The sequence below is a fragment of the Pseudomonas khorasanensis genome, from assembly GCF_014268505.2.
GTDB lineage: Bacteria > Pseudomonadota > Gammaproteobacteria > Pseudomonadales > Pseudomonadaceae > Aquipseudomonas > Aquipseudomonas khorasanensis.
This window is the reverse complement of sequence record NZ_JABWQP020000001.1, coordinates 632327-654815: the sequence shown is the minus strand read 5'-3', so window position 1 is coordinate 654815 and position 22489 is coordinate 632327. Positions and strand designations below refer to the sequence as shown.

The 22489-nt window shown below is 59.1% G+C and carries 20 protein-coding genes and 1 pseudogene; 13 read left to right on the top strand and 8 right to left on the bottom strand.

What is annotated here, in order from left to right; genetic code table 11:
* Positions 1 to 282: 282 nt before the first annotated feature.
* Entirely contained in the window at positions 283 to 729 is a 447-nt protein-coding gene (locus tag HU727_RS03180; RefSeq protein ID WP_186528243.1) for an Rrf2 family transcriptional regulator, read from the bottom strand.
* Positions 730 to 812: 83 nt separating this feature from the next.
* Between HU727_RS03180 and HU727_RS03175 the strand changes: the two genes are divergently transcribed.
* The 5 genes from HU727_RS03175 (at position 813) to HU727_RS03155 (ending at position 4658) form a co-directional block, all read left to right on the top strand.
* On the top strand, positions 813 to 1631 hold the full coding sequence (locus HU727_RS03175; protein ID WP_186529225.1) for a class I SAM-dependent methyltransferase: 819 nt from the start codon (positions 813 to 815) through the stop codon (positions 1629 to 1631).
* A gap of 35 nt (positions 1632 to 1666) precedes the next feature.
* On the top strand, positions 1667 to 2569 hold the full coding sequence (locus HU727_RS03170) for a bestrophin family protein (protein ID WP_186528242.1): 903 nt from the start codon (positions 1667 to 1669) through the stop codon (positions 2567 to 2569).
* Between the two features lie 69 nt (positions 2570 to 2638).
* Entirely contained in the window at positions 2639 to 3250 is a 612-nt protein-coding gene (locus HU727_RS03165) for an LbetaH domain-containing protein (protein ID WP_186528241.1), read from the top strand.
* Between the two features lie 167 nt (positions 3251 to 3417).
* Positions 3418 to 3975, top strand: a complete 558-nt coding sequence (locus HU727_RS03160; protein ID WP_186528240.1) for a helix-turn-helix domain-containing protein — start codon at positions 3418 to 3420, stop codon at positions 3973 to 3975.
* 107 nt (positions 3976 to 4082) lie between these two features.
* Positions 4083 to 4658 carry an HD domain-containing protein gene (locus HU727_RS03155; RefSeq protein ID WP_186528239.1) on the top strand — a complete coding sequence of 192 codons (576 nt, stop codon included), beginning with the start codon at positions 4083 to 4085 and terminating at the stop codon, positions 4656 to 4658.
* Positions 4659 to 4806: 148 nt separating this feature from the next.
* On the opposite strand, the pseudogene HU727_RS25935 reads toward HU727_RS03155, so the two are convergent.
* Both HU727_RS25935 and HU727_RS03150 read right to left on the bottom strand, forming a co-directional pair.
* A pseudogene (locus HU727_RS25935) lies at positions 4807 to 4956 on the bottom strand (short-chain dehydrogenase); the annotation flags it as partial.
* 78 nt (positions 4957 to 5034) lie between these two features.
* Complete coding sequence (locus HU727_RS03150; protein ID WP_186528238.1) at positions 5035 to 6039, bottom strand: NAD(P)/FAD-dependent oxidoreductase; 1005 nt, start codon at positions 6037 to 6039, stop codon at positions 5035 to 5037.
* 106 nt (positions 6040 to 6145) lie between these two features.
* Here HU727_RS03150 and HU727_RS03145 point away from each other — a divergent pair, with 106 nt between their 5' ends.
* From HU727_RS03145 to HU727_RS03130, 4 genes are all read left to right on the top strand, one after another.
* The gene (locus HU727_RS03145; RefSeq protein ID WP_186528237.1) at positions 6146 to 6985 is read left to right on the top strand and encodes an SOS response-associated peptidase family protein; all 840 of its coding nucleotides are present in this window, start codon (positions 6146 to 6148) and stop codon (positions 6983 to 6985) included.
* A 128-nt stretch (positions 6986 to 7113) separates the two neighbouring features.
* Positions 7114 to 8094, top strand: coding sequence for a prolyl aminopeptidase (gene pip / locus HU727_RS03140; RefSeq protein ID WP_186528236.1), 981 nt, complete (start codon positions 7114 to 7116; stop codon positions 8092 to 8094).
* A 183-nt stretch (positions 8095 to 8277) separates the two neighbouring features.
* On the top strand, positions 8278 to 9261 hold the full coding sequence (locus HU727_RS03135) for a helix-turn-helix transcriptional regulator (RefSeq protein ID WP_186528235.1): 984 nt from the start codon (positions 8278 to 8280) through the stop codon (positions 9259 to 9261).
* Positions 9262 to 9429: 168 nt separating this feature from the next.
* Positions 9430 to 10557, top strand: a complete 1128-nt coding sequence (locus HU727_RS03130) for a mechanosensitive ion channel family protein (protein WP_186528234.1) — start codon at positions 9430 to 9432, stop codon at positions 10555 to 10557.
* Between the two features lie 36 nt (positions 10558 to 10593).
* Here the strand turns inward: HU727_RS03130 and HU727_RS03125 are convergent, their stop codons facing one another.
* The gene (locus HU727_RS03125) at positions 10594 to 12513 is read right to left on the bottom strand and encodes a tyrosine-protein phosphatase (protein WP_186528233.1); all 1920 of its coding nucleotides are present in this window, start codon (positions 12511 to 12513) and stop codon (positions 10594 to 10596) included.
* 345 nt (positions 12514 to 12858) lie between these two features.
* Here HU727_RS03125 and HU727_RS03120 point away from each other — a divergent pair, with 345 nt between their 5' ends.
* Positions 12859 to 14400, top strand: a complete 1542-nt coding sequence (locus HU727_RS03120; RefSeq protein WP_186528232.1) for a class I SAM-dependent methyltransferase — start codon at positions 12859 to 12861, stop codon at positions 14398 to 14400.
* A 69-nt stretch (positions 14401 to 14469) separates the two neighbouring features.
* Here the strand turns inward: HU727_RS03120 and HU727_RS03115 are convergent, their stop codons facing one another.
* Both HU727_RS03115 and HU727_RS03110 read right to left on the bottom strand, forming a co-directional pair.
* Positions 14470 to 15645 (bottom strand): MFS transporter, encoded by a 1176-nt coding sequence (locus HU727_RS03115; RefSeq protein WP_186528231.1) that lies wholly within the window; start codon positions 15643 to 15645, stop codon positions 14470 to 14472.
* Positions 15646 to 15719: 74 nt separating this feature from the next.
* On the bottom strand, positions 15720 to 16643 hold the full coding sequence (locus tag HU727_RS03110; RefSeq protein ID WP_186528230.1) for a LysR family transcriptional regulator: 924 nt from the start codon (positions 16641 to 16643) through the stop codon (positions 15720 to 15722).
* A 472-nt stretch (positions 16644 to 17115) separates the two neighbouring features.
* On the opposite strand from HU727_RS03110, the gene HU727_RS03105 reads away from it, so the two are divergent.
* The gene (locus HU727_RS03105; RefSeq protein WP_186528229.1) at positions 17116 to 18492 is read left to right on the top strand and encodes an MFS family transporter; all 1377 of its coding nucleotides are present in this window, start codon (positions 17116 to 17118) and stop codon (positions 18490 to 18492) included.
* 73 nt (positions 18493 to 18565) lie between these two features.
* Here the strand turns inward: HU727_RS03105 and HU727_RS03100 are convergent, their stop codons facing one another.
* Together HU727_RS03100 and HU727_RS03095 are read right to left on the bottom strand one after the other, a co-directional pair.
* A complete protein-coding gene (locus HU727_RS03100; RefSeq protein WP_186529223.1) occupies positions 18566 to 19342 on the bottom strand; it encodes an alpha/beta fold hydrolase in 777 nt (258 codons plus the stop codon).
* Positions 19343 to 19508: 166 nt separating this feature from the next.
* Positions 19509 to 20402, bottom strand: a complete 894-nt coding sequence (locus tag HU727_RS03095; protein WP_186528228.1) for a LysR family transcriptional regulator — start codon at positions 20400 to 20402, stop codon at positions 19509 to 19511.
* 105 nt (positions 20403 to 20507) lie between these two features.
* Between HU727_RS03095 and HU727_RS03090 the strand changes: the two genes are divergently transcribed.
* Together HU727_RS03090 and HU727_RS03085 are read left to right on the top strand one after the other, a co-directional pair.
* Positions 20508 to 21173, top strand: a complete 666-nt coding sequence (locus HU727_RS03090; protein WP_186528227.1) for an RraA family protein — start codon at positions 20508 to 20510, stop codon at positions 21171 to 21173.
* The gene (locus HU727_RS03085; RefSeq protein ID WP_186528226.1) at positions 21170 to 22384 is read left to right on the top strand and encodes a pyridoxal phosphate-dependent aminotransferase; all 1215 of its coding nucleotides are present in this window, start codon (positions 21170 to 21172) and stop codon (positions 22382 to 22384) included. Before HU727_RS03090 ends, HU727_RS03085 begins: the two co-directional genes overlap by 4 nt.
* Positions 22385 to 22489: the final 105 nt, after the last annotated feature.

Genomic DNA, 22489 nt, shown 5'->3' with positions numbered 1-22489 from the left:
CGTGATGATGATGGCGATTGCTTGGAATAAATTGAGTCATAGCGAATCCTTGCACAAAAGCGGGAGCGCCTACAAGCCACCGCATTTTTTGATAAACCGGCGACGCGTCCCACCGAAGCCGTTTTCACACAGCCTGGGCCGAAAGCGGTCACTGAAATGAACGACACAATTGGCTGGCTAGCCTGGCAGGCGCTGATTGAGACAAGCCGTCGCGATTTCAGCAAGGCTTGGGACGACTGTCCCTCTCAACTCAGCCTGCGCGGCGGCTCTTCAGGCGCCTCATTATGAAATGGAACCGTCGTGGCCGGCAGCACGACGCTCATCGAACAAGCGATTGAGTTCACCCAGGCTAATCGTGCGAAACCGCTCCACCAGCACCGACGCTGCTTCTCGTAGTGCGTCGTCAACCGCAAGATTGACCACCTGCTCGATCATACAGTCGGGGTTGGAATGCTCATTGCCGATGGCGAACAGCGAGGGCTGACCCACCGCTTTATAGATGTCCAGTAGCGTCACTTGCTCAAGATCACAGGTGATCACCCAGCCTCCACCATGCCCTTTCTCCGAACGAACGTAGCCCGCATCCCGCAAGCCAGACAATGTTCTACGAACAACGACCGGGTTCGTTCCAAGCATCGCGGCTATCCGTTCCGATGTTACTGGCCCACCGTGCCGCGCCATGTGCACGAGGATATGTAGCATTCGCGAAAGACGGTTGTCGTGACGCATCGTTTGCCCCTTTGTTCTGATGCTTGGCAGAAAGCACCGACTCATGATACTTGTAAAGTTACATGAATTTTGAGGACAGCGCGATGCGCGAATTTGAGAATCCTGATCACTGGGACGCTGCAGCAAAGCACTATCAGAAAACGGCGCACCCCTTCACTGCCTATTTCGCAGAGGCGGCGCTCGCACGGATCTCGCTAACGCCGGAAAGCCGCGTGCTGGATGTCGCCACTGGCACTGGAGCCCTTGCATTGGCAGCCGCACGAACCGGCGCACAGGTGCTGGCAACGGACTTTTCCCCCGCCATGGTGGCTTGTGTGCAGAACGCAGGACTACCCAATGTGGAGGCCCGGGTCATGGACGGCCAATCGCTGGATCTGCCAGATGCAAGCTTCGACGCGACGTTCTCGATCTTCGGTGTAATCATGTTTCCTGACTGGCGCAAGGGCCTGGCCGAAATGCACCGCGTCACTGCTATCGGGGGCTATGGCATTGTCGCAACGTGGCAAGAGATGGGGGCGGCGACGTTTCTTTTATTGGGGAATGTCAGGCGAAAGCTTTTCCCGGACCGCGAAAACATGCCGATGCCCGCGGCAATAAAAGCGCTGAGCAACCCATTGGACTTCTCCCGCGAACTGATTGCCGCCGGATTCCGGGATCCTGTCATCGAGAGCGTGACACATGCCTATCAGCTGGATGTGAAGTTGCTCGACAACCCGGACACACTGTTTGGAATGTCGCCCGACTGGACGAGCCTGACCGATACGGAACAGGCAGCAGTAATTGCTCACGTCAGGGAAATGGCAGGCAATAATGCTGTCTTGCCCATTCCATCTACCGCATTGATCGCGGTTGCGCAGCGATCGCCAACCGAACCTTTCTCCCCAAGTATCGTCCGAGCTTAAGCGTTTAAGCTAACCGCTCGATACGAGGTTTCCGTTTGAAAGCTGCCATCGTCAGAAAGTACCGTCTGATCATCAAGACCATGGGCTACGTGGGCTGGGCTTTGTTCTGGTTGTTGCTCTGGGACATCGCCGTCACCGTGGACTTCATGCTGTTTCTCAACGCCAAGCTGAACCTGCCGCTGATGCCGCTGACCTTGCTCGGCTCGGCGCTGGTGGTGTTGATCAGTTTTCGCAACAGCAGCGCCTACAACCGTTGGTGGGAAGCGCGGACGCTGTGGGGGTCGATGATCAACAATTCACGCAGCTTCGCCCGTCAGGTGCTGACGTTGCTGGACGATGGCGACAGCGAGGTGAATCCGGTCAAGTCAACCCTGTTGCGCCGCCACGTCGCCTATGTGAATTGCCTCGCCGCGCATCTGCAAGGCCACCCTTGCCCCGACGAGGTACGGGCGTTTATTCCCGCCGACGAATTTGCCCGCAGCGGCACGACCAATAACTTTGCCAACGATATCCTCACAGGCTCGGCGACCTTGCTCGCTCGGGAATACAAGGCCGGACGCCTGGACAGTATCCGCCTGGCGCGGCTTGAGTCGACGCTGGTGGACCTGTCCAACAGTCAGGGCGGCATGGAGCGGATCGCGAATACGCCGCTGCCCTACCCTTATGTGTATTTTCCGCGCCTGTTTATTTCGCTGTTCTGTCTGATTGTGCCAGTGGGGCTGGTGGAATCCTTGGGCTGGTTCACACCACTGGCTTCGACCGTGGTGGGGTTTATGTTGCTGGCCATCGAGCGCATCGGCACCGATCTCCAAAGCCCGTTTCGCCACAGCGAACACCAGATTCAGATGGAAGCGCTCTGCGAAACCATCGAAAAGAATTTGCAGTCGATGCAGCGTGATTCCTTGGGCGATGTGCGCAGGATTGAGGAGAATGCCTGAGGTACAACAATCGGGAACCGGCAGTACTTTTAACGACTCCCGAACACCGCACTCAAACGGAATATTTTCATGAAGTTACCCAACATCAATGATTACATCGCTAAATGGCCATTGCTGGGCGTGGATTCGACTGCCGCCTGGACGGTGACTCAGGAATGCGAGACCCGGATCATGGCATTGCTTGAAACGCTCGGCGCGGGTTATCGGCGTCAAGGCGACTGTGCCGTACATGAAACCGCCGTCGTTGAGCAAGGAGCCGTTCTGAAGGGCGCAATTATCATTGGCGAGGGCTGTTTCGTAGCGGCGGGCGCTTACCTTCGTGGCGGTGTGTATCTGGGGAAAAACTGCATTGTTGGCCCCAGCTGTGAGCTGAAAAGTACCTTCATGCTGGATGGCAGCAAGCTTGCACACTTCAATTTCGTTGGCGATTCATTGATTGGCGAGGCGGTCAATATTGAAGCCGGTGCGATCATCGCCAATTATCGTAACGAACTGGACGGGGCTTCCATAAAAATCCGCCACGAAGATCATGTGATTGAAACAGGCGCTACCAAATTCGGAGCGCTAGTGGGTGACGGCTGTAAAATTGGCGCAAACGCAGTGATCGCGCCGGGCGCTGTATTGTGGCCAAAAACACATGTTCCGCGTCTCGGATTGATCGACCAGTTCGCTTACGATTAAGAGCCATCAACCGGGGTGCATAACCTCTGCGCTTTGCGTCGTGCCCAGCTCGACAAAACTTACGTTGAGGTTTCGGACAGGTACGACCGAATGAACTCCGCGTCTATTTGCAGGCGTGTGCGGCATGGATCAGACTTGTCAGCCCTTCCCCTTGCCCCAAATACGAAATGTCTGACATCTTGCCAAATCCTGCCCTGCCCGGCTTCATGCTAAGGCAATGGCGCCTGTTACACCGGGTCAAACAGTCCTATGCAGCGGAGTTGTTCAGCGTCACCCAATCGACTATCTCACGGTGGGAGAGTGGCGTACTGGCTTTGGATCCCCTCGCACAGAAAAAGCTTGAGAAATTGTTGGCCGCTCGTCTCACTGCGGCTGCTGACCAAGCGCTCGGCAGATTGGTTCGTGAAAGCTCACGCCCAGTTCATCTCATTTGCGATTTGACGCACCGTTTGCTTGCTTGTTCAGCTTCGCGCGCAGCCCAGTTCGCGACGCCTGTCAGTGAGCTACTGGGTAGCTCGTTATGGCGCTTCGCTACGCCAAATATTATTTGCAAGGAAGCTGAACTGGATAAGTCGGGGTGGCGGGAAGCCTTCGCATCACCAGCGCTGGAGTTTCTAACGGGCAACAATGATTCGCCCACCGTTCCGATCAGTCAAAGCCTATGTCGCTGGACACGTATGCCTCTTTCTGACGGAACAACAGCGCGTTTGGTTGAGTCGCTCTGACCGCATCGCCCTGCATATTTTATGCGTGGACGCTAGGTAACTTGAGATTTAGTCTGGCGTAAGCAAGGTGGACAGCACCCTGTTCGCCAACTGAGCAAGAGGTGTTGATGGACATCGACGAAATCAAAGGGCGTCTCGATTTTCTACGCGAGGCAGAAAAGCTGAAAGATGTACTTCGAAGCGCGCACACCTCTTCCGGGCGCACCGAAAGCACGGCAGAGCATAGCTGGCGCCTGTGCCTGATGGCTATTGTGTTCGGGGATTATCTGACCGGTCTCGATAGACTGAAAATGCTCAAGATGTGCGTCATCCATGATTTGGGAGAGGCCATTAGTGGCGACATTCCCGCTGTCAATAAAGGTTCGTTTCCCAACAAGAGCGAGCAAGAGAGAAGCGATCTCTTGCTTTTGACCAAAGCCCTGGATGAAACACTAAGAACCGAGATATTGATGCTTTGGGATGACTACGAAAATGCGTCATCTGCAGAAGCAGTAGCTGTCAAGGCGCTAGACAAGTTAGAAACAATGCTTCAGCACAACCAAGGCAAGAACCCACCTGACTTCGATTACGAATTCAATCTTGCCTATGGGAAAAAATACACAGATGCTGCGCCTCTATTCGAGGCGCTTCGCGATATCATCGACCACGACACCAAACAACACATGCTTGCAAACCCGAAGTGAACCAGCGCACAACCTCGGCATGGTCTGTCCAGGCGAAGCGACGATCAGGTGTTCCTGTGTAGACGAACGTGCACGGTTGCCATCGGCCGATAGCGGCGCTAACGGCCGTCCGCATCCGGCCAACTGCAGCCATTCGTACGGGCAGCTTTCAGGTTTCGCTGTCATCCAATACCACTGGCGTCGCTGCCGACCCCGCCAGCAAACCTCCATCAATGTTGAACTCACTGCCGGGAATGTATGTAGCCTCATCGCAGGCCAATAACAGGGCTACAGCCGCCACTTCTGCGGGCCTTCGCCTGTAAGACGCGTCTGATTGGGTCGCAGAGTTTCGGGGGCTCAGGCTTTGAATGTCGCTTGATTACCGGTTTTGGGTCACTCAAGCAGTCTCCCGAGCCGTTCTTTCATCCCGTGCCCGATCCCACAAACGCACCTTCAGACTGTTATGCACTGCAGTCGCGCAGACTGCCGCCTGGCCTGTAGCGACGCTGATCTGCTTGAGCGAATCCACAACGTCCCCGACCGCGTAGAGCCCGTCTATCGATGTGCATTGGTGGTCGTCAACGCGCAAAGCGCCCTCCTCGCCTACCTCTGCGCCCAGTTGCACCGCCAGCTCCGATCGGTATTGCGAGCCCAGCGACGGGTAGACGATATCGAAGCAAAACGCTTCGCCGTTGCACACCTTCACCAGGACTTTGCCCTCGCTCACTTCGATGTTCTCGACCCGGTCGTTGATCAGACGTATCCCGGCACGCCGCGCTGCCGCAATCGCTTCCTCACACGCTTCGCTGTCACCCTCGGCCAGCACCGTCACGCGGTCGGTGAAGTTGCGCAAAAACAGCCCGTGATCAATGGCGCACTGTGCTTCGCCATACACCGCGACGTTGTCGCCGTTGACTTCGTAACCATCGCAGATGGCGCATAGCCGAATGATCGACTGTGCAATGCCATCGTAGGGTCGATCCATCTGCGGCAACGTGTCGACGATTCCCGTTGCCAGCACCACGCGGCGCGCGCTCAGCGTTCGTCCGTTGAGTTGCGCTACGAAACCGGTGCTGTTCTTGAGCAGTCTTTCCACGCGCCCGGCTTCAATTGCCGCCCCGTATGACTGCGCCTGTTCGCGCAATCGGTCGAGCAAGTCTTTACCCGATATGCCTGGCGGGAAGCCGGGGTAATTGTGCGAAAGCGGAATCAGGCTCGCACGACTTTGCCCGCCGTCGGCGACCACGACTCGCCGGTGGAAGCGGCTGAGATAAACCGCCGTCGTCAGGCCTGCCGGGCCGGCGCCGACAATCAGGCAATCGACGTCGACTTGACCGGCCTCGGTGGAGGCTGATTCGGGGCGATCAGAAACCTCCCTGTATTCGTCTGGATTAGCTGACATGGCTGCCCTCCTGAAATGCTCGTGACCTGCCTGACTGACGACAAACAGATCGCGCGTTCACCTCAATTCTCAAACGGCACCGTCCGATGAGCGGTCACGTAAGTGGATGAAATTCAGCTTTTTTTCCGCTCGTCTGCTCACGCGAAGGAGTTTCGAACCACGTTGCGACACCTCGGCTCGCATTTACATGATCCGCCGAATTCAATCCGTAAAAATTGATAAGACACGACGCGGCGGATTCTTTGAAGTGCTACTGCCAGGAGTTTTCGCGATGTGTGAGTACATTGTTCAACATGATGTAGCCGAGGGTTTCGAAGCGTTGCTTGCCGGAGCGCAGAGCCAGAATATTGGGGATGCAATTGACGTGGGGGACAGCAGCCTGCACCGAACCTACGAACCGCAGGACAGCCGAAACGTGATCAAGCCAAACATGCAGGTCAACGCCATACGCAGCCGCGACGGAGTCCTGGAATGCATCAAGGTTCGTTGGGGGTGGAAACCTTTCTGGTCGATGGGAACGATGCCGCCGATGACTCATCTGCCGCTGCATCTGGTGATGCGTTCGAGGGTGTTCGACCGGGTCAAGCGCGATGGTCGCATGCTCATCGCCGTTGACGGCTGGTATGAAGCCTGCGAACCCGAGCAATCAAAAAACAACCACCGCCTCAGCTACACCACGTCACGCCAGAGCGGGCCGATTTATCTCGCGGCGCTGGCGCAGGCCAGTGAAAACTTCAATGGCTGTGACGGGCTCGCCTTGGTCACGCACGACGACAGCTCCACCAGACAGCAACGCTTGCTGGCGTTTACTGCCGAGGATGCGCGGGTCTGGTTACGCCCCGATCTGCAATGGGAGCAGGCACAGGATCTGGCGATGCACATGGCGCTGGCAGAACCGCAGCTGGAGCATGTCCTGACCTCCCCGCGTGGCCTGCGAGGCCGATGAACACGAACATGCCTTTATCCAGGGCCGCTCGAGACCTCACACGTCTACACCGTGCGGCCCTCCATCAATCCGCGTGCCGAGGTCGAAACTTTCAGGCACCCGCATTAGCTAACTCGTGAGGATGAACAATGGAAGCCCCCCGTGAAGTCACCTACAACCTGTTCCCTGCCATCGAAGAACCACGACGCAGCGGTATGCTGGAGGTGGATGAAATCCACACTCTTTATTGGGAAGAAAGCGGCAACCCTGACGGCGTTCCGGTCGTGTATTTGCACGGCGGCCCCGGCGAAGGCGCTCCGCCCGGCAAGCGTCAGTTTTGGGATCCGGATTACTACCGCATCGTGCTGTTCGATCAACGCGGCGCCCTTCGCTCGACGCCCTTGGGAGAACTGCGCAACAACACGACGCAGGCGCTGGTCGACGACCTGGAAAAACTGCGCGAGCACCTGAACATCGAAAGCTGGCTGATCACCGGCGGCTCATGGGGCACCACGCTTGCTCTTGCCTACGGCGATGCTCATCCGCAGCGCTGCCTGGGCTTCATCCTGCGCGGCATATTTCTTGGCACCGAAGATGAAATCGACTGGTTCATCCACGGCATGCGCCGGTTTTTCCCGCGTGCCCATGAGGATTTCGTCAACTTTATCCCCGAAGAGGAGCGCGAGGATCTGCTGCAGGCTTATCTCGATCGGATGACCGGCGACGACGAAAAATTGAGCGGCGAAGCCATTCGCGGCTGGGTCCGCTACTCGGCCAGTTGCTCATTGTTGCGCCACGACCCCGACGGCGTCGAAGAGCAAGCCGCTGACGAACAAACCAGTACCGGCATGGGACGCCTCGATGTCTGGTACTTCAAAAACCGTCTGTTTCTTGAGGAAGACCAACTGATCAATAACATCGAGGCCATCAAACACCTCCCGTGCAAAATCATCCAGGGTGGGCACGACATGATCGCCACGCCCAACTCCGCTTTCCGCTTGCACAAGGCCTGGCCTGACTCGGTACTAAAGATCATCAACGATGCCGGGCACTCGCCCTCGGAGCCGGGGATTATCAGCGCGCTGATTGAGGCGACCGAGCAGTTCAAGGAATCGGGGAAGTTCTGTTGACGCGAAGGCGTGACCCGTCTATGCGGTGACTGAACCATGAGATAAGCAGGCAATAGCTGCTCGCCACGAACCGCAGCTATGGGTCCGAAGTAAACGATGCCCCAGGCCCTGTCACCAGACCGTCACGCCCATCGCCTACGCTCTACCGGTCTTTACCGTTAACCCACGAGCCCGCATTCCAAAATGCCGCCTAACGCAACTGCATCCCCAAGCCACCCGAGAATCATCCTCCGCTCCGATAACCTGACCTCCTCCGACTTCGGCGCCCTCTTCTCCAGAATTTTTGGCAATCGCTACGCCGAAACCCCGCCTCCGCCCTCCAACATCATCATTGGCGGTGTCTACGGGCGGCATGACGGGGTCAGTTTCCGGCGGATGCATTACCACGGCGATTTCACCGTCACCCTCCCCGACCTGCAAAACGAAATCACCTTCGTCATTCCCACCGCCGGCAAGATCATCTTCAACCACGCCACCGAGTCAATCGGCATGTCGCACGTTGGACTTGCGATCGACAAGGCTGATATCCGTTCGATGCATTTCGTCGATGATCATGCGCATCACGGCATTTCGATCAATCGCCATCAGCTCACCGAGCGCTTGTCTGCGCTGCTGGAAAAACCGGTCGTGCAGAAGATCGTCTTTGAGCCCAGCGTGGATCTCAATGTGCCGGCGTTTCAGGGCCTCAAGGCGTTGATCGATCTGGCGACGGGCACCGAGTTCGATGCGCTGATCAATAGCGGGACATTGATGCCGTCGCGGTTGCGCGAGATGTTGATCGATGCGGTGCTGGAGGCGTGGCCGCACAATTTCACTGAAGCGCTGCGCCGACCCGCGCCGTGCGTGGCGCCGCGGCATGTGAAGTTGGCGATGGAGTTTATTCAGGCGCATCCGGAACAACTGGTGAGTGGCGTGGATCTGGCGCGGTTGGGTCATGTCAGCCAGCGCGCGTTGCAGGAAGGATTTCGGCGCTTTGTCGGGATGCCGATTGTGGCGTATCAGCGGCAGGTGCGTTTGCAGCTGGCGTATGAGGCGTTGGCGCAGGGATACGAGGGGTCGGTGACGCAAGTGGCGTTGCGTTTTGGCTTTAGCAATGTCGGGCGGTTTTGTCAGTATTTTCAGAGCGCTTATGGCGTGAGCCCGGCGGAGTTGAAAGCCAGGCGTTGACCATTCCATCCGGCAAAATCCGCATTGGATTGAACAGCAGGAACCTCAAGGCAACTAACCCCAGACAGGCCACTTGACGGCGCAGCCGGTTCAAGCGGCGTTTACCTGGCTGCGGCGGGCGTTGCGCTTCGGTGCTGGCGCCGTCGCAGGCTTCGAAAGGAGGTTTCGATGACTGAGGATTTCATAGGTTTTTTCACAACGCACACGATTTTAGGCATCTCGTTGGCTAACTGGGTCGTGGCGTTCCTGGCCGCGACGCTCAGTTACCTGCTGACCACGACGGCGATCCGTTTTGCTTTCCGCAAGGTGCAGGCCCGAGCCAGCGCTGGCAATGGTCATCTGACGTACATGGCCAGCGAAGTGCTGGCGGCAACCAGCACCACGTTGCTGTTGTTGGCGTCGATTCTGGTCGGGATCGGTTTGCTGGATTTGCCGGAGCGCTGGCTCGGGCGCGTCAGCAGCCTGTGGTTCGTGGTCGCGGCGTTGCAGGTGGGCCTGTGGACGAACCGGGCACTGGCGCTTGGGCTCCACCGCTATTTCTCTCGGCATAACGCGACCGGAACCTTTCAGGCGAGTGCCTTGGCGACGCTTAGCCTGTGGGGCGTCAAGGTGCTGTTGTGGGCGGTGATCCTGCTGGCGATGCTGTCGAACCTGGGCGTCAATATCACCGCGTTTGTCGCCAGCCTCGGCGTGGGCGGTATCGCGGTGGCACTGGCGGTGCAGAACATCTTGGGCGACGTGTTCGCCTCGCTGTCGATTGCTGTCGACAAACCTTTTGAAGTGGGCGATTTCATCGTCGTAGGCACGCTTGCCGGTACGGTTGAGCACGTCGGCCTGAAGACCACGCGCATCCGCAGCCTGGGCGGTGAGCAAATCGTGATGGCCAACGCCGACATGATCGGCAGCACCATTCAGAACTACAAACGGCTGCAGGAGCGTCGGGTGGTGTTCGAGTTTCGCCTGACTTACGAATGCACGACCGAGCAGATTCGCCAGATCACTCGCCGCGTTGAAAGCATCATCACGGGTGAAAAACAGGCCCGATTCGATCGCTGCCATTTCCGAAGTTTTGGTGAAAGCGCGCTGGAATTCGAGACGGTGTATATCGTTCTGGACGCCAGCTACAACGTCTACATGGACGTGCAGCAACGCATCAATCTGGCAATCATGGAAGCGGTTGCGGAGCTGGATGCGACGTTTGCCTTCCCGTCACGCACGGTGCATATCGCCTCGTTGCCCGAGTCCGCCGTGCTGCCGGCACGTACGCAACAGTCCTCCCGTGCTCAACACGCTTGAACTGAAGAGCCCGGCGACGTGCCGGGCTCTCTTCGCTTAAAAGGCGTAACTGGCCTTGAGCCCGCCGTTGAAGCCATGGCTGTCGCCGCCACCGCTGGCCCCGACTTCGGCGCCCACGCTCAGGGAACCGAGGTTGGCCATGAGGTTGACGCCGCCGCTGAACTGATCGCGGTTGTCGAACGCCGCGCGCTGTTCGATATCCAGCCCCAGCAGGCGACCTTCGCTGTCGACTTGCTGATCGCCCAGCGCACGCTCGTAACCCACGCGGACACCCGGTACCAACTGCCACGCGCCCATCGTCACCGGTGCGAATGACACGTCGAGGTTGGCCACCGCACTGCGCCGCGTTTGCTGCAGGCTGTCCACGTCCAGCGCCAGTTCGCTGCCCTCTTCCTGGAAGCCCTTCAGATCGAGATGGCTGACACGAAAACCCAGGCTCGGCTCGAGAATCACGCCGTTGAGCGGCATGCGATAACCCAGCGCCAGGGTCGCGCCGGTGAGGTTGCCGTGGGTATCGCCCTTCGCCGTGCCGAGCCCGCCGCCGAGGTCGCGCTGGCTGTCGTAGTCGACGTATCCGGCGCTGGCATTGGCGTCGACAAACAGGCCGCGCTCAAGGCTGGTGAAGCCGTAACGCGCACCGAGGTTGAGGAAGGTGAAGTCGGTGTCGGCTTCGCCACCCGCCCCGCCCACGCTGCCCTTGCTGTAGCCGAAGCCGCCGCGCGCGCTGAGTTGTTCGCTGAAGCGCTGGGTGATTCCGACCATCAGGCCCTGGCTGTGTTCGTTGCTGCTCTCGGCATGGGCCGAGCCATCAGTGCCGAGGTAGCTGGCGAGCGCGGTGCTCCAGAGTCGGTATTGGCCGACTTTCAAGTCTGTGCCGCTGGCGAACGGTGCGGCGGCTTGTTCGATCATCGCATTCTGGCGCAGCAGGTAGCTGGCCGCGTCAGCATGAACCTGACCGCCGACCTGAGATTCCACGCCGCCCAACGTGCCGGCGTCGATGGCCGATTGCAGATAATAATTGTAGGCGCTGTAGGTGCCGGACAGTTCGGTGTTCTGCAATTGGCGCAGCATCTCGGCGCCGGCAGCAGCGTTGCCGATCAGCCCCGCCTGACCAGGCAAGCTGTTGTACTCGACCAGTTTGCCGCGCAAGACGTACAGGGTTTCCTGCGACAGACCGAGGCCCTGCTTGAGGTAGTTGTCCATGCTGCCGTACTCGGCGGCGACTTGATCGAGGCCGGCCTGCAGGTAACTGGCCTGCACCCCGAGCAGCGGCTCGTAGATGGCGGCCATTGCTGGTGGCAGGGCTTTCAAGGTCGCGGCGACGCGGGCGGCGGTGTAGTCGTTGGTCGCCAGATAGTTGGCCATGATGGTCGCATCATCGACGCCGGCGATGCTCTGCAACACAGCGGCGGTCCAGCCGGTGCGGTCCTTGCCGGCGGTGCAGTGAAACAACTGCGCGGCATCGACACTCGCCAGTTCGTTGAACAACTGACCGAACTGCCCGCGCATGCCGGCATCGCTGACGAAGGCGCGGTTGGTCTCCTCCATCATCGCCACGGCCTGGGCGGCGCTGTTGAACGAGATGTCGGTGATGTTCGACCCGGACGTGGTGCTGCCGATGATGTCGATGTTGCGGTAGGCCGCGCCCGTGATCATCGTGTCGGGCGTGGCGGCGATTTCGCTGGGGGTGCGCAAGTCGTAAATGGTTTTGATGCCGAGGCCGTTGAGCGTCACCAGATCCGCCGCCGACGGGGTCAGCGCGTTGGAGCGGTAGAACACGCCGCTGCGCATCGTGCCGTTGTGGGTGGTGGTATAGGCCGTGTCGGTGCCGGCGACATCGCGGAAATTGTCGATGCCGGTCAAGCGCGGCGTGTCCAGCGGCACAGGCTCGGCCGCGTGGGCAGCGGTGATGGAAAGACTCAGAACGGACAGCGAACACAGAAGACGTTGGAACACAGTGCAGCCTCATGAAATCGACGTTGGGCTGGTCACTATGGGCAGGCGAGTGAAACGAAATATGACAGTTTCGGATTGAAAGAAAATGGCTGCGTGAATGGGCCGTGGTGTGCGTGATCGGTCCCAGGTTTTGAATTATTGAAGGTCCCCTGTGGGAGCGAGCCTGCTCGCGAAAGCGTTTTTTCAGTTGGATCAAGTTGGCTGACACACCGTTTTCGCGAGCAGGCTCGCTCCCACCGGGGTTTAAGGCGTATTCGGAACTCCCTGCGGTTTTTTCTACTTGTCGCGCGCAATGCCAACCCTTTATAAGACTGCCATCACTCCCGAGAACAAGAGACTGTACCTATGAGCAACGCCTGGAACGAAGGATATTTCACCGACGAAGGCTACACCTACAGCTATAGCCGGGAGATCAATCCGGTATTCCAGCGTTACTGCCTGTTGTTGCGCGGTTTCAACAGTCTGGAAAACATCGATGGCGTTCACTGCGAACTGGGCTTTGGTCAGGGCGTCTCCGTCAACATCCATGCTGCGGCCAACCCGGGTTCGTTTGTCGGCACGGACTTCCACCCGGGCATGGCCGCGCATGCGATCGATCTCGCGGCTGCCGCCAACAATGGCGCCCGGCTGTATGACGACAGCTTCGAACAGTTATTGGCGCGCAACGATCTGCCGCAATTCGACAGCATCAGTCTGCACGGCATCTGGACGTGGGTCAGTCGCGAAAACCAGAAACTGATTGTCGAATTCGCCCGGCGCCACCTCAAGCCGGGCGGCATGCTGTACGTCAGTTACAACTGCTTCCCCGGCTGGTCGCCCTCGGCGCCGCTGCGCAACCTGTTCAGCCTGCACGACCGTTTCGCCAACGCCTCGACACACTCTGATCAGCGTATCGACGCTGCACTGCAGTTTTCCGAAGCGCTGCTCGCGGCCAACCCCAAATACGCTGCGGCTGCGCCGAGCATGGGCGCGCGGCTGCAAAGCATCAAAGGCCAGGATCGCCACTACGTCTCCCACGAATATTTCAATCGCGACTGGAACTGCATGTATTTCGCCGACGTGGTCGACGCGCTGGCGCCGGCCAAGCTCGACTACGCCACCACGGCGGTGCCGCTGGACTCGGTCGACCCGCTGAACCTGAGCGCGGAAGGCATGGACTTTCTGGAAACCATCCAGCACCCGATCATGCGTGAGCAGGCGCGTGACTACTTCGTCAACCAACACTTCCGCCGCGATCTGTATGTACGCGGCGCGACCCGACTGTCTTCAGCGGAACGCCGCGCGAAGATGCTCCACACCCGTTTTGTGCTGCTGCAGCCCTGGGAAACGGTATCGGGTTCGGTCACCGGGCCTGCTGGCGAAGCGACGCTGCAACCGGAGATCTATGGCCCGGTACTCGATGCACTGGCAGCCCAGGACTACACCGCGAAATCGATGCGCCAATTGCTCGCGCAGGCAGCTCCGCTGGCTTACGACGACCTTGAGCAAGCACTCGCCGTGCTGATCGGCATGGGCGCTGTGGCGCCGTGCCAGAGCGAGGCCGCCGAGCTGCAGGTCAGCGGACGTTGCGCTGCACTCAATCTGCAACTGTGCAAGCGCTCACTGTATGCCGCCAGCATCCAGACCCTGGCCAGCCCGGTCACGGGCGGTGGCGTGACCGTCAGCCGCTTCCAGCAACTGTTCCTGATTTCGATCAAGCAAGGCAAAAAGCTCCCGGCAGAGTGGGCACAACTGGCGTGGGGCGTTATCAGCGAACAAGGCGAAGTGCTCGTCAAGGACGGCCAGCCGCTGCTCACCGCCGAGGCAAACATTGCCGAACTGACGGAACAGGCCCAGGCGTTCGCCGAACAATCGCTGGTGCTCCTCAAGGCGCTGAAAATCGCTTGATCCCAGGTTGCGCGGGCACGTCAGATACCCTGACGTGCCCGCGCTTGCGTATAGGCGGCGCGGCGAGCCTCAATCTGAGGTTTTCTTGATGAGCACCAGCAGAGTCCCCACCAACAGCACGTTCAACAAAGCCAGCGCACTCAACCCCGCCAGCACCCCCACCGCTCCGACCGTGTGCAGCAGATAACCGCCAACCAAGGGCGTCGCGGCTTGCCCGATCAGCGATGGTCTTGCCATGCGTCCCATCAACAAAACGTATTGGGTGGGAGACATCAGCGCCAACGGCAACAATCCTCTCACGATGGCTCGCAGGCCGTTTCCCGCTCCGTAGAGCAGCAAGCCAAGCGCTGTCAGGACCGGCGCGAGCGTGACGACAAACAAGCCGATTGCCACCAGCCCGACAGAAATCAAGGTCGTCCAGATCGGGTGGCGTTTACCCGAAAAAACCTGCAGAACCCGCGAACCGACCTGGCTGGGACCTAACAGAGCGCTCAGCCCGATAGCGGCAGCCAGTGAGTAGCCCTGCCCTTGCAGCAGAGAGATCAACTGAACGGACATGGCCGTCATGATCACCGCCCCCAGCGCAAATATCAGCGTCAAGAGCCAATAAACCCTGGTATCCAGTTCGACGTCTACGGCTGTGGCCGACTTCCCTCTGACACTTGACACCGCGCCACGGGGCAGCAGCCGCAAGTACAGCGGTGCGACCACAACAAGCAGCATCAGGCCATACGCCATGCAGGTCGAACGCCAGCCGATGTGTTCGATGATCAACGCGACGACGGGCCAGCAAATCGTCGTGGCGAATCCGGAAATCAGCGTGATACCGGTAATCGCCCTGCTCGCCCGTTCACCATAGACAGCACCCAGACAGGCGAACAACGCTTCATACAAACCAAGCGCCATGCCCACGCCGATAACGGCCCAGGCCAACAGGAACAATGGCAGCGAGGTGGCACCGGCCATCAGGAACAACCCGATGGCCACGCCTGCGCCGCTACTGGCCAATACCGCGCGTCCGCCCTGTCGCGCGATGAGCCGACTGACCGCCGGCGCGAGTAGCGCCGAGACCAGAATGCTCAGCGATAAAGCGCCGTAAACCCATTGGCTGGCCCAACCGGTATCTTTGATGATCGGATCGGCCATCACTGCCATCAGGAAGAATGAGCCTCCCCAGACCAACACTTGCAGGACGCCCAGCAGGGCGATACCAAATACACCGGGTAATTGCGGATGTTCGTTCAAGGCACTGTCATCAAAAAGGCAAAAGACCACCGCACGCACTCAAGGCCTGCAGCGTGTAAAGGCGTGCAGGTCGATCAGAGCATGTGGCCTGCCCAGATCTTGCGCTGAACCAGGTCGGCGGCAATCTCGATGAACGCCTCACCGACAAATTTGGCGGCGGGACTGACCCGCCGATCAGCAGGAAACACTTGCACCAGTTTTCGCATCGGTGTCGGGTCGATCAAGGGCGCCGCACTGAGCACACCCGCTTCGATTTGCGCGTAAATCGACGCCAGAGGCAAAGCCGTCAAACCGAAGCCGTTGCGCACCAGGTCGATCATTGCGCCAAAGGAATCGGCTTCAACGCTGGTCTTGAGCTTGACCCCGACGTCGCGGGCACAATTGTCGAGAATCACCCGCAGACTGTGACGCGCACTCGGCAGCACCAATTGTTGCTCCGCCAGCGCAGCAAACGCGACCGGTGCATCAAGACGCAATCCAGCGCTGGCAGGGCCCACCAACAGCAGGTTTTCCATCATCACCGGGACGATGCGCAGCGTGTGCAACGGTTGTGGGTCGTAGGAAATAGCCAGCTCCAATTCACCACGCTGAATCCAGTCCAGCAAGTAGCCGCTGAACGCCGAAGAAAAACGGATGGCCAGGTTGGGGTGAGCGTGTTTGATTTTGCGCACCAACGGAACGGTGATGATTTCTGCGACGGTGGGCGTAGTGCCGATCACCACGGTGCCACGAAACGACGTCTTGCCGCCCACGACCGAACTGCGAATGGACTCCATCTCTTCCATGATTCGGGTGGCATGAGCCAGCACCTCGCGACCGGCGTCGGTGATTTCCATCCCGCGACCGTGGCGGTCGAAGAGATATGCGCCGAGCTCTTTTTCCAGCATCCGAATTTGTCGGCTGAGGGCCGGTTGAGCAATGTGAAGACGGTCGGAAGCCTTGCTCAGACTTCCCAGTTCGGCAACGTGAATCAATGTTTTGAGTTGAACGACATCCATTGCCAGATCCGCAGGCGTGAGACTCGGAGCGAAGTGCGCCGAAGGTTGAACAAGTGTAATCGCAATGACACTCACAGGCATGCGCCGCTGACCCGGCCACATCCGGTTTACGGCCCGAGAGACGCGCTGTATGGCCCGCGCCGTAGGGGCTGCGCAGCCAGCTATAGAATTTCGGTATATCAGTTAGGCTGGCTCGGTGCTTATTCGAATCCTGACGCTGCGGTAGCGTGCAAGCAACGTCGGCCGCCCAGCGTGACCGACCCACTACAAGAATAAGATTCGAGGATTCGCGCCATGATCAACTTCATCTGTGTTACCTCAACCGCAACCTTCGCCCGCCCCTTCCCCGTGGCTGATTGCAACGCTACCGGTTCGCCTCTGCTGCCCTGAAGAATCGCCCCACAGCCGAAAACGTCGGACACGCCTCTGAGTGTGCCCGGTCACGTCTCGCCTTGAAGAAAGGGTGAACACCATGTCTGCAACACATTCACAGCCCACCCGACAAGCCCCTTCCACCGATCAGGCCAAGGCGCCGAATCGTGTCAGAGCGATCATGGGCGCATGCTCGGGCAATCTGGTGGAGTGGTACGATTTTTTCATTTACGCCTACACCGCTATTTACTTCGCCGCTTCGTTTTTCCCCAAAGGCGACACCACCAGCCAGTTGCTCGCGACGGCGGGCGTCTTCGCGGTGGGCTTTTTCATGCGGCCGCTCGGCGGCTGGATCTTTGGCTGGATCGCCGACACCCGGGGACGCAAGGTGTCGATGATCATCTCGGTGTTCATGATGTGCGCGGGCTCCTTGCTGATTGCGATCATGCCGACCTACGAAACCATCGGCGTGGCCGCTCCGGTCATGCTTGTGATCGCCAGATTGATCCAGGGCCTTTCCGTCGGCGCCGAATATGGCACTGGCGCCACTTACATCAGCGAGATTGCGACACCGGGCCGCCGCTGTTTTTATGGCTCTTTTCAATACTTCACCATCATTGCCGGGCAACTGCTGGCCTTGATGACCGTGGTTATTCTTCAGCAAACCCTTACCAGCGAGGAGTTGCGCGATTGGGGCTGGCGGATCCCGTTTTTCATCGGTGCGCTGAGCTCGATCGTGGTCGTCTACCTGCGGCGCGCCATGCATGAAACCGCCAGTCAAAAAGACATGAAGCGCAAGGACGCCGGCTCGCTGCGGGGCATGTTCAAGCACAAGCGCGCGGTCGCCCTGGTCGTCGCGTTCACGATCGGCGGATCGCTGTATTTCTACACGTTCACCACGTACATGCAGAAATTCCTGGTGATCTCCGCAGGCTTCAGTCCAGAGACGGTGAGTTTCATCATGACGGCGGCGCTGGTCGGTTTCATGTTCTGCCAGCCGCTGTTCGGTTTGCTCGCCGACCGTGTAGGCATCAAGGCGCACATGCTGATGTTCTCCGGGCTCGCCCTGCTGCTTGTCATTCCGCTGCTGTACGCCTTGCAAACGGTCAGCAGTCCGTTCACTGCGTTTCTTTTGGTGTTTGGCGGTCTGGCAATCGCTTCGCTGTACACGCCGATTGCCGGCATCGTTAAAGCAGAGCTGTTCCCTCCCGCCGTTCGTGCTTTGGGCGTCGGCTTTCCGTATGCGGTGGGTAATGCGGCGTTTGGCGGTACGGCTGAATACGTGGCCCTGTCGCTACGCGCCCAAGGGGTCGAGGAATATTTCTTCTTCTACGTCGCCGCCGTCGTGACCATCACCTTCATTGCCGCCATGCTGATGCCGAACCTCTCGCGATACGGCTACATCAGCGGGTCAGGCGAAGTCGAGGAGCGTACCGGCTTGAAGTGTTACGCGAAGACGCAGGCGGCGAGAATCTGAATCGCCAACATGACAAGGGCCCTGTACGGGCCCTTTTTTATGGCGCATCCACAGCCAACTTCGCCCCGTGCATTCAGCCGAAATGGCTACGGTAAAAATCGGCGATCTGCTGCCACATGGCGACCGGGTTGGAGTACATAGGGAAGTGCCCGCAGTTGGCAATCGGCGCCAAACGCACGCCGTGAGCCTGAATGTGCGGCAGATAGGACAGCGCGGCGTTCTGCTCGCCGTACATGAACATGCGCGGACATTGCAGCCCGAGAAACTTGTCCATCAGGCTGGCGTTATCCGACAAGTCGACCATCGATTGAAAAATCCCGCGTACCGCGCCTGCGCGGACCTTGTGCCGCAAACTGGCCGAATAGAGCGCGCTCGCATACGCCGGCGCCTGGCGCGTGCGTTCAATGAACGCGCTAAAGAAAGCGTCAGGATCCTCCGCCGGGAAGTCGACAATCTGCCGACTCAGGAAGCAGTCCTCAGGCGCAATGTTGCCTTCGATATCGACAAAGCTGAGCACTCGATCCGGAAAATGATGCGCCAGCATCAATGCAGTCAACCCGCCCATCGAGTGCCCCACCAGATGAAAGCGGTCAATGCCGGTCTGTGCCAGGACTTGCACAGCGGTTTGCATCAGAAACGGGATGGAGATCTTTGACAAGTCATCGCATTCGCTTTCGCCGCAACCCGGTGCGTCATATGCCAGAAAAGGATGCCCGGCAAAAGCTGCATGCCGAACGATGTCGGCATAGTCTTCCTTGGTCGAGCCGAAGCCGTGGAGGAAGACGATCGGAGCCAGCGAGCCCGATCGATGAAGCGCCGCAATGTCGAGTTCGACGCCATCCACTGTCATGGGCAATCGCAGGTGAATGAAGGCGTCGGATGGGGACACGTTGAGGCTCCTTGAACGAAAAGCTGACGAAGAAAGCAGGTAAAGCTGCTGGCAAGGCGCGCATTTCAAGGGGTTTGCAGCCCGCTGTAAATGACTGATTGCGGAAAGTATTCATAGGCCAAACGTATCAAGCCCTGGTTTTCAGCTGATTGACCAGCGCATCCACCAGCGGATTGGGGCGCAGCGTATTCCAGGCCACGGCCGTCGTGACGACGTTGAGTTTCTGGCTCAGCGGGCGCAGTACGACGTTGTCGGGTGCCAGTTTCTTCAGTGACGCCGGCACCAATGCAATGCCTTGGCCGCAACTGACGAATGCGATTTGCGACGCCACCGAGCGGACCTCGTGCAGCACGCGGGGAGAAAAGCCGCTGGCCCGGCAAGTCGCAATCAGGTTATCGAAATACACCGGGCTGACCTTGCGCGAAAACATCACCAACGGCTCGGTGGCAAGGCTGGACAGGCTGATGCGCTTTCGCGCTGCCAATGGATGGTCAGCGGGCAGCGCGACCATCAGACGATCTTCGGTCAGCGGCAACGAACGGATCGATGCGCCCAAATCGCCGTCAAGGCGAGCGAAGGCCAGGTCGATGTCTCCCGCTTCCAGCGCTGGAATCGCCTCGACGCTGTCGATTTCACGCACTGATACAGTGAGGTGCGGATACTGGTTTTTCAGTTGCTCGATCAACCCCGGCAGCACGTCGAACATGGCGGTGGAAATAGCGCCGATGGTCAGCATTCCCGACTGCCCTGCCACGGCCTCCTCTACCGCGAGCTCCAGACGCTCGAGCTGTTCGGCGAATTTACGTACGGCTGGCAGAATCGCTGCGCCGACCGGCGTCAACCTGGCACCCCGTCGCGAACGCTCGAACAGCGTGACCTTGAGCGCCTGCTCGAGGACCTGGATCTGCTCGCTCAACGGCGGCTGCGACATGCCGAGACGTTTGGCGGCGCGGCCGAAATTCTGTTCCTCGGCCACTGCCAGAAACAACCAGAGATGACGAATCAGGCGAAAATTGATCATGGCGATTCCATAGGTTCAACGTATGTAATGGATCTGTGATTCGTAATATACCTATCAAACCCTCTGCCTGACACTGGCTGCCTCCGCCACCAAGGTGCTCCCCCAATGACTCAATCCTGTTTGCTCGAACGCCTGGCGCTGCTGGACACCAATACGGTCTCGGACGCGCTGGATTTCCTCGGCCTGCCCGGCGCAACCGTGGGGCTGCGACCTCTGTGGAGTTGCCCGAAAATCGTCGGGCGCGCCAGTACGGTGTTACTGGCGGCCAAAACCGATCGCGCACCCACTGTCCATCTGATCACGCCCGTCATCGAACAGATTCGAAGCGACGACCGTGTTCTGGTGATCAGCGGCGGCATCGAAGGGGTTTCCTGCTGGGGCGACATCCTCGCCAACGCTGCCACCGCCAAACAGGTACGAGGCACCGTGATTGACGGTTGTAGCCGTGACATCGATGGCAGCGCCGAGATCGGCTACCCCGTTTATGGGCGCGGGGTAACCATGGTCAGCGCACGTAATCGGGTCGTGCAGATCGATGCCGCTGTGACCATCGATGTCGCCGGGATCAAGGTCAGCGAAGACGATTACGTCATTGCCGACAACTGCGGAACGGTGTTCATTGCCCAGGCACACATCGACGCGATCATCGACCTTGCTGAACGTATTGCCCATCGCCAGAACGGTATGGTCGAGGCGGTGCGAAGCGACCGATCTGTGGCTGAAGTCATGCACGACAGTCAATTTGAAGCGATACAGGCGGAGCACGTTTGATGAACGATATCCAACGACTGAACCAGCGCCTCGCCGCCACGCAGCCATCGGCGACCTATCGCATCATCGATCGCGTTGCCGAGCGACGGGCACAAGGTGCACCGATCATTTCGCTGTGCGCCGGCGAGCCTGATTTCGACACGCCAAGCCATATCCGCCAGGCCGCCATTCAGGCCATCAAACAGGGCCACACCCGCTACACCCAAGTCGCCGGCGCACGTTCACTGCGTGAAGCCGTCGCTGCCAAGTTCCGCCGCGAGAACGGCCTCGACGTCACGTGGCAAGAGACCCTTGTAGGCAGCGGCGGCAAACAGGTCATCTACAACGCGTTGGCCGCCACGCTCAACGAGGGCGACGAAGTCATCGTGCCGGCGCCGTACTGGGTCAGTTACCCGGAGATGGTGGAGCTGTGTTCCGGTAAAACCCTGCGGGTGACCTGCACCCCCGACACCGGTTTCAAGCTGACACCGGCGGCGCTGGCCGCAGCGATCTCCCCGCAGACCCGCTGGCTGATTCTGAACTCTCCGTCCAATCCGACGGGAGCCGTTTACAGCCGCGATGAGCTTCACGCCCTGGCGCAAGTGCTGCTGGCGCACCCACACGTGTTGATCCTGGCGGATGACATTTACGAACATCTGATATTTGACGAGCAGACCTTCCATACCCTGGCCCAGGTCGAACCTCGTCTGGCCGTGCGAACCCTGACCATGAACGGCGTTTCCAAGGCCTACGCCATGACCGGTTGGCGCATCGGTTTTGCCACCGGCCCTCGCTGGCTGCTGCAAGCCATGGAGAAGCTGCAAAGCCAGCAGACCTCAGGGGCGAGTTCGATTTCGCAACAGGCGGCACTGGCCGCTCTGGACGGGCCCAAGGATTTCATTCACGAGAGCCGCGCGGTCTTCCAGAAACGTCGCGATCTGATGGTCAAACTTTTGAACGCCATTCCCGGTATCGAGTGCGCCAGCCCGGCAGGGGCGTTCTATGTATTCGCTTGCTGTGCCGGGCTGATCGGTCGCACTTCACTGGGCGGTCGGGTGTTGCTCAGCGATGAAGACGTTGCCCACGCATTGCTCGACGAAGCCAATGTCGCGGTGGTGCCCGGCAGCGCCTTCGGCCTTGGCCCTTACATCCGTATCGCCTATGCGCTGGATGACGCTTCGCTGCGCAAGGCCTGCGAAGCCATCGGCGAGTTCTGTTCCCGCCTGCGTTGATGTCTTTGAAAACAAACCCGGCCCTGGCCGGGTTTGCGTGTTTATTGCGGCGCTCACTCGATGCTTCTGGTAAATAATGGAACACTTTTTTTCAACCGGGCCTGG

What these genes read in the sequence shown, in the direction of transcription:
- HU727_RS03180 (WP_186528243.1), bottom strand. Translation starts at nt 729, where the DNA reads ATGCGTCACGACAACCGTCTTTCGCGAATGCTACATATCCTCGTGCAC.
- HU727_RS03175 (WP_186529225.1), top strand. Translation starts at nt 813, where the DNA reads ATGCGCGAATTTGAGAATCCTGATCACTGGGACGCTGCAGCAAAGCAC.
- HU727_RS03165 (WP_186528241.1), top strand. Translation starts at nt 2,639, where the DNA reads ATGAAGTTACCCAACATCAATGATTACATCGCTAAATGGCCATTGCTG.
- HU727_RS03160 (WP_186528240.1), top strand. Translation starts at nt 3,418, where the DNA reads ATGTCTGACATCTTGCCAAATCCTGCCCTGCCCGGCTTCATGCTAAGG.
- HU727_RS03155 (WP_186528239.1), top strand. Translation starts at nt 4,083, where the DNA reads ATGGACATCGACGAAATCAAAGGGCGTCTCGATTTTCTACGCGAGGCA.
- HU727_RS03150 (WP_186528238.1), bottom strand. Translation starts at nt 6,039, where the DNA reads ATGTCAGCTAATCCAGACGAATACAGGGAGGTTTCTGATCGCCCCGAA.
- HU727_RS03145 (WP_186528237.1), top strand. Translation starts at nt 6,146, where the DNA reads ATGAAATTCAGCTTTTTTTCCGCTCGTCTGCTCACGCGAAGGAGTTTC.
- pip (WP_186528236.1), top strand. Translation starts at nt 7,114, where the DNA reads ATGGAAGCCCCCCGTGAAGTCACCTACAACCTGTTCCCTGCCATCGAA.
- HU727_RS03135 (WP_186528235.1), top strand. Translation starts at nt 8,278, where the DNA reads ATGCCGCCTAACGCAACTGCATCCCCAAGCCACCCGAGAATCATCCTC.
- HU727_RS03130 (WP_186528234.1), top strand. Translation starts at nt 9,430, where the DNA reads ATGACTGAGGATTTCATAGGTTTTTTCACAACGCACACGATTTTAGGC.
- HU727_RS03120 (WP_186528232.1), top strand. Translation starts at nt 12,859, where the DNA reads ATGAGCAACGCCTGGAACGAAGGATATTTCACCGACGAAGGCTACACC.
- HU727_RS03110 (WP_186528230.1), bottom strand. Translation starts at nt 16,643, where the DNA reads ATGGATGTCGTTCAACTCAAAACATTGATTCACGTTGCCGAACTGGGA.
- HU727_RS03105 (WP_186528229.1), top strand. Translation starts at nt 17,116, where the DNA reads ATGTCTGCAACACATTCACAGCCCACCCGACAAGCCCCTTCCACCGAT.
- HU727_RS03100 (WP_186529223.1), bottom strand. Translation starts at nt 19,342, where the DNA reads ATGACAGTGGATGGCGTCGAACTCGACATTGCGGCGCTTCATCGATCG.
- HU727_RS03095 (WP_186528228.1), bottom strand. Translation starts at nt 20,402, where the DNA reads ATGATCAATTTTCGCCTGATTCGTCATCTCTGGTTGTTTCTGGCAGTG.
- HU727_RS03090 (WP_186528227.1), top strand. Translation starts at nt 20,508, where the DNA reads ATGACTCAATCCTGTTTGCTCGAACGCCTGGCGCTGCTGGACACCAAT.